The following is a 6000-nucleotide window of genomic DNA, read 5'->3' on the forward strand; positions in this document are numbered from 1 at the left end:
CCCGTTGCACAGGGGTATGATGCGGCCTGGCCTCCGATCCCCCGCCTGATTCATGCCGCTGTCCCACCTGCTGTTGGCGTTGTCCGTGGTCTTCATCTGGGGCACGAATTTCGTCGTCATCAAATGGGGCCTGGCCGAATTCCCCGCCTTCCTGTTCGCCACGCTGCGCTTCCTGCTGTCGGCCTTGCCGTGGGTGTTCCTGTTTCGCCGGCCGGCGGTGCCCTGGAGCGCCATGGCGCGCGCCGGCCTGCTGCTGGGCGTAGGGCAGTTCGGGCTGCTGTACTGGGCCATGCGCCAGGACATCTCGCCGGGCCTGGCTTCGCTGGTGGTCCAGTCGCAGGTGTTCTTCACCATCGTCATGTCCATGATCTTCACCGGCGAGCGGGCCCGGCCGCTGCAGGTCGCTGCCCTGGCCCTGGCCATCGGCGGCTATGCCTTGGTGGCCTGGCATAGCGCTACCGATCCTGCCGCGGCCGTGACACTGGTGGGGTTGGGCCTGGTCCTGGCCGCGGGGTTCTGCTGGGGCTGCACGAATATGGTGATGCGCAGTGTGGGGCGGGTGAACATGGTGGCCTTCACGGCCTGGAGCAGCTTGTTCGCCATCATCCCGCTCATGCTGATCAGCCTGGTCGTGGAAGGCCCGGCGCGCATGGCGCACGCCCTGGCGCATGCCAGCGGCTGGGCATGGCTGGCCGCCTTCTGGCAGGCGGCGGGCAATACCGTGTTCGCCTTCGGCGCCTGGGGCTGGCTGTTGGCGCGCCATCCCGCCGTGACGGTCACGCCCATGGCGCTGCTGGTACCGGTATTCGGCATCCTGGCCTCGGTCGCCTTGCTGGGCGAACCCTTGCCGCCATGGAAAATCGTCGCCGCCTGCCTGGTGCTGGCAGGCTTGTCCTTGAACATGTATGCGGGTCGCACAGGAGGCAGGCGGTAGCAGTACACGGTGCGCCAGCGCGCCCGTGGCAGTTGTCGTAGTCGTGGCATGACGTGGGTTGATCATTTGTTGTTCCTGGGCTGCGTGGCATTGGCCACCTACGCCCAGACGATGACCGGGTTCGCTTTCGGCCTGGTGCTGTTGGGGCTTACCGGCCTGTTCGCGCTGGCGCCGCTGCCCGACATTTCCAACGTAGTCAGCCTGCTGACGCTGGCCAACGCCTTGGTGGCGCTGGGACACGCGCGCTCGCACCTGAGCTGGCCGCTGATCCGCCCGCTGTTGGCGGCTAGCCTGGCTGGCGTGGCGCTGGGTGTGTTCGCGCTTGAATGGATCAGCGGCAGTATCGCGTTGCTGTTGCGCTGGCTGCTGGGCGCAACCATCCTGGCTTGCGCTTTTCTGCTGGTGGCGCGCACGCGGCCGCTGGCGCGCGTGTCCTCGCGCCTGTCGTTCATTTTGTTCGGCGGGTTGTCGGGTGTGCTGGGCGGCCTGTTCTCAAGCGCAGGCCCGCCCATGGTGTATCACCTGTACCGCCAGCCGTTGCCGTTGCCGCTGGTGCGCAACAGCCTGCTGGTGCTGTTTTCGGCCAATGCGGTGCTGCGCCTGTCGCTGGTGGCCGGCCACGGCGGCCTGGGTGCCACGTCGTTGTGGCTAAGCCTCGAGGCCTTGCCGGTGGTCGTGGCGCTGACCTGGCTGGTGCGCCGCTACGCGTCTGCCGGGTCCGTGCAGACGGTGAAGAAACTGGTCTTCGTGCTGTTGTTGCTTGCGGGGCTGGGCCTGCTCATCCCTGCCACGCGCGCCTTGATGGCGTAGCCATTGCCGCCTGGCACCTCGTCCGATCTTCATGCCCGATCGCGGGCAATTGACCTCGGCGCTGCGCGTCGATATTGCCTATGCCACCGAGCCGCGCTTTCTCGACTTCATGAAGCATCGCCTGGTGCGCCAGGCGGCTGGGGTTCAACCGCGTCGATATCGGGCTTGCCGGCGCCGCCGCGCGCGGGCGGGCGCGCCAGCACCAGCGTCGAAGGCGAGGCCAGCGGCAGGCCGGCCGCAGTCATGCGTTGCAAGATGTCATACAGCAATGTGCTGCGCACGCCATAGGCATTGCGCGGCGAACTGACGTAGCCGCGCGCGTTGAACAGCAGGTGGCCGCTCTCGACGCCTTCCAGGAACACATCGGGTGCCGGGTTTTCCAGGATACCTTCGTGCGCCGCAAAGGCCTGCAGCATCAATTCGCGCACGCGTTGCGCATCCGCGTCCAGCGGCATGGGCAGCTTGACTTGCACCAGGCCCAGCGGATTGGCGTGCGTGACGTTGCGTACCGTCTTGGTCACGAATTCCGAGTTCGGCACGATCACGGTAGAGCGGTCTGCCATCTGGATCTCGGTGGCGCGCACATTGATGCGCAGGATGTCGCCCTCGACGCCGCCCAGCGATACCCAGTCGCCCACTTTGACCGGCCGCTCGGCCAGCAAGATCAGGCCCGACACAAAATTCTGCACCACCGCCTGCAGGCCAAAGCCTATGCCCACCGACAGCGCGCTGGCAATCCAGGCGACGCGTTCCAGGCCGATGCCCAATGCCGACAGCGCCAGCGCCACGGCCACCACCACGCCGGTATAGCCAAACAGCGTGGCTGCCGACAGCTGCATGCCGGGATCCAGTTCGGTGGTGGGCAAATAGCGATTGGCCAGCCAGCGCTTGAGCAGCCGCACGCCCACCAGGCACAGGGCCAGCACCAGCAATGCCTGCATCAGCGCACTGGGGCGCAAGTGCACTTCGCCTATCTGCAGGCCGCTGTGCAACTGGTTCATGCGGTGCATCAGGTCGCTCGGCCCCTCGCCGAACGGCGCCAGCAGCAGCGTGGCCGCAAACAGCACCACCGCTACCCGGCTGGCGCCGGACAACAGCACGGCGGCCTGTCCGCGCATGCGGTTGCGGGCATCGTCTTCATCTTGCGGTGACGGAGCCAGCAAGGTACTGAAGCCGTCTTCGATCAGGACCGACAGCAGGTAGGCGGAACACAGAATAGCCAGCGTCCACAGCACCTGCTTGACGATGAAACCGCCGAACGCCACGTATCCCGCCAGCAAACTGATGACGCTGGTGATCAGCACGGCCCACGTTACGGCTACCAGCACCGACAGCCAGAACGGGCGCGGCGGCACCCGGCCGTCTTCATCGGCCTGGCGTAGTTGTTGCTGCAGGCGGGTGCAGCGGCGCAATCCCCACGCCAGCACGGCGGCCAATATCAGCGCGGCCAGCGAGGTAACGGAAATGGTGGTGGTCAGGCTGGCGTTCAGCAGCACCGGCAACTCATCGCCCAGCCAGATCGCCACGACCAGCACGCCCAGCACCATGGGCAGGCGGCGCAGCCCTTGCGCAACGTCATCGTGAATGGACGGCAAGCGCCAGCTGGAACGGTCGGGCGACAGCAGCGCATAGCCCAGTCCGGCCACATAGCCGCCGAAACACACCACGGCAACCAGGCTGCCCAGCAGGTCACCCGTGTCGTCCGATAAGGTGGCATCCCAGGTCAGGCCGATGTGCAGGAGTTCGGCGATCAGGCCCGGCGTAGCCACGGCCAGCACCACGATGCTGACCGCCAGGAACGAGCGCCGCAGGCGGCCGGGCGGCACGCGCGTCGCGGTCAGCTTCACCAGCAGGCGACTGCAGGCGGTCCGCAGCACCATGACCGCGATCACGGCCAGTGCCAGCACAATCCAGATGGCGGTCGGCGTACTGTCGGCGGCTTGCCGCAGCTCGTCGGCCAGCTCCTTCAGGCGCCGCAGGTCGCGTGGCAGGTCGCCCCGCAGTTCCGACCAGAATGGCGTACCCAGGAACGAATCGCGCCGTTCACCCAGGCGGGCCTGGAACTGGTTGCGTCGCAAGGTGGATATCTGCTCGGCGGTTTGCGCGGCTTCCACCGACAGCAGCCGCGCCAGCTTGGTTTGCGAATCCAGCGCCCGGTTGTCTTTCTGTAGCTGGGCGCGCCGTGCCGCGATATCGGGGGCTTCGCGGGTGCCGGCCGGCGGCTCGCCCAGTTCGGTCAGCCGCGCGGTGACACTGGCCAATTGCGGCGTCAGTGCTTCGGCCAGCGCATCGGCGCGCGACTGGATGTCCAGTACGTCGGCTCGCCAGCGCACCAACTGCGCGTCTTCGCCGCCGTCTTCCAATTGTTCGCGGATCTGGTCTATCTGTTTGCGGGCGTCCGACAGCGCCGACTCGGCGTCGGCAGCATCGGGCGGGCGCTCGGGTTGGGCGGCAGCCAGTGCGGCGGCACTCATTAGTAGGCACAGCAGCATGCCGGCCAGCAGGCGTGGCCAGGAAACGCGTCGTGCGTGCTGGAGCAGCATCATGATGGGAGAACCTCGCGCTCCTCTTTCCGACGGCGCAGCATAGCAAGCCTGCGATGGGGCGGATGCAACAAAACCTGTGCACACGCGCCCTGGGACATACGCAATTACCTGCTCAACGTTTGGATTCAGTTTTGCCGGTCGGCGCCTGGGCAGCGTTGCGCGAAGTCAGGGTCTCGCGCGAGCGTTCCAGTTCGTCGCGTATCCACTGCCGCAGCGCCAACAGCGGGGCCCAGTCGCGCAGGCCGGGTGGATACACCAGATGATACGTATCGGCGGGCTCGAAATCCACGCTGATGGGCGATACCTTGACCAACCTGCCCGCGCACAACGCATCGGCGGCCAGCAACTCACGGCTCAGGGCCAGGCCCAGGCCCTGTTCCACGGCCTGCAGCATCAGGCCGGCATCGTTGAAGGTGGCCACTGGCGTCACGTTCACAGACAGGCCGGCGACGGCGAACCACTGGCGCCATAATTCCTTGTCGCCCAGCAGCGGCTGGCGCGCCAGGGTTTCCGGATGGCTATCCGCCAATTGCCGTGTAGTGGCAGGCGAACCCAGCACAATCATGGGCGTGGCAGCATCGAACAAGGGGTCGGACACGACGCCGGGCCAAGGCCCGCGGCCCGAGCGCAGCGCCGCGTGCAGGCCTTCCCGCTGTAGATCGGCCACTTGTTGCGACGTCTCGATTTCCAGGGTCAGGCCCGGGTGGCGCTCGCGCCAGCGTGTCATGCGCGGCAACAGCCAACGCTGCGCGAAAGAGGGCAGTACCGACACCCGCAAGCGCTGGCTCGCCCCGCGTGCCACCGAGGCCGCGGTCTGCACGCCGTCGTCCAGTTGCGCCAGGGCGCACTGCACGCTGCGCAACAAGGCTTCGCCCGCCGGGTTCAACACCACGCGCCGGCCACGCCGGTCGAACAGCTCGAAACCCAATTGTTCTTCCAGCCCGCGAATCTGCTGGCTGACGGCGCTGTGGGTCAGGTGCAGCCGTTCGGCGGCGGCGCGCAGGTTCTGCAATTCCGCCACGGCGCGAAAAGCGGGCAAGGTATTCAAGGGAAGCCGGGTCATGCTGGTAAGCATAGCCGACCAATATGGGTAGAACAATGCGATTCACAACCGGTTTCTGTGCTTATACGCTTACCAGTGTGGGGTTCAACCTTTTGGAGACGAACATGGAATCGCAATGGACACTCAGCTCTTCGCCGGCGGCCCGGCCCGCCAGCGCCGCCGCGACCCGTATCGGTGTGCGCCAGGTCTGGGCGGCCTGGTGGCACGCCGTCCTGGCGCGCCGCGCCTGCCAGCGCACCGCCACGATACTCAAGGACCTGGATGAACATGTGTTGCGCGACATCGGCGCGCCGGGCTGGGCGCTGCGCGATAGGGAAGCCCTGTGCCAGATGCAGCACAACCGGCAGGCCCACTGGCTGTGGACCTGAGTTGTGGGCATGGTGCTTGCAAGCCTGGGCAGGGGCCCTAGAATTCGTGTATAGTCTCGCTCTTTCGCGGTTCGGGCGGCGGTGCTGCCGGGGCGGCGGGAAGGCGGTAAGCAGGCAGCAAATCAGGCACGGTTGATTTGACAGGTTGTAGAAAAGGCCTCATAATCTCGTTTCTGTGCTGCAAGAACAGCACCGCAGTAGGCAGTACCGCTCTTTAACAACGAAACAACCGATAAGTGTGGGCGCTTGATGGCGCGGCGCACGGCCACGGGGTTTGCC

5 protein-coding genes are annotated in these 6000 nt (G+C 66.3%); 3 read left to right on the forward strand and 2 right to left on the reverse strand.

Annotated elements, in window-relative coordinates:
* Positions 1-52: 52 nt before the first annotated feature.
* Both KW845_RS27350 and KW845_RS27355 read left to right on the forward strand, forming a co-directional pair.
* A complete protein-coding gene (locus tag KW845_RS27350; RefSeq protein WP_218372541.1) occupies positions 53-934 on the forward strand; it encodes an EamA family transporter in 882 nt (293 codons plus the stop codon).
* A 48-nt stretch (positions 935-982) separates the two neighbouring features.
* Positions 983-1744 (forward strand): TSUP family transporter, encoded by a 762-nt coding sequence (locus KW845_RS27355; protein WP_218372542.1) that lies wholly within the window; start codon positions 983-985, stop codon positions 1742-1744.
* A gap of 107 nt (positions 1745-1851) precedes the next feature.
* On the opposite strand, the gene KW845_RS27360 is transcribed toward KW845_RS27355, so the two are convergent.
* Together KW845_RS27360 and KW845_RS27365 are read right to left on the reverse strand one after the other, a co-directional pair.
* Positions 1852-4290 carry a DUF3772 domain-containing protein gene (locus KW845_RS27360; protein ID WP_370628303.1) on the reverse strand — a complete coding sequence of 813 codons (2439 nt, stop codon included), beginning with the start codon at positions 4288-4290 and terminating at the stop codon, positions 1852-1854.
* Positions 4291-4402: 112 nt separating this feature from the next.
* The gene (locus KW845_RS27365) at positions 4403-5365 is read right to left on the reverse strand and encodes a LysR substrate-binding domain-containing protein (protein ID WP_218372543.1); all 963 of its coding nucleotides are present in this window, start codon (positions 5363-5365) and stop codon (positions 4403-4405) included.
* Positions 5366-5457: 92 nt separating this feature from the next.
* Here KW845_RS27365 and KW845_RS27370 point away from each other — a divergent pair, with 92 nt between their 5' ends.
* Entirely contained in the window at positions 5458-5721 is a 264-nt protein-coding gene (locus KW845_RS27370) for a hypothetical protein (RefSeq protein WP_218372544.1), read from the forward strand.
* Positions 5722-6000 lie beyond the last annotated feature (279 nt).

The organism is Bordetella sp. BOR01 (genome assembly GCF_019218885.1).
GTDB lineage: Bacteria > Pseudomonadota > Gammaproteobacteria > Burkholderiales > Burkholderiaceae_B > Bordetella_A.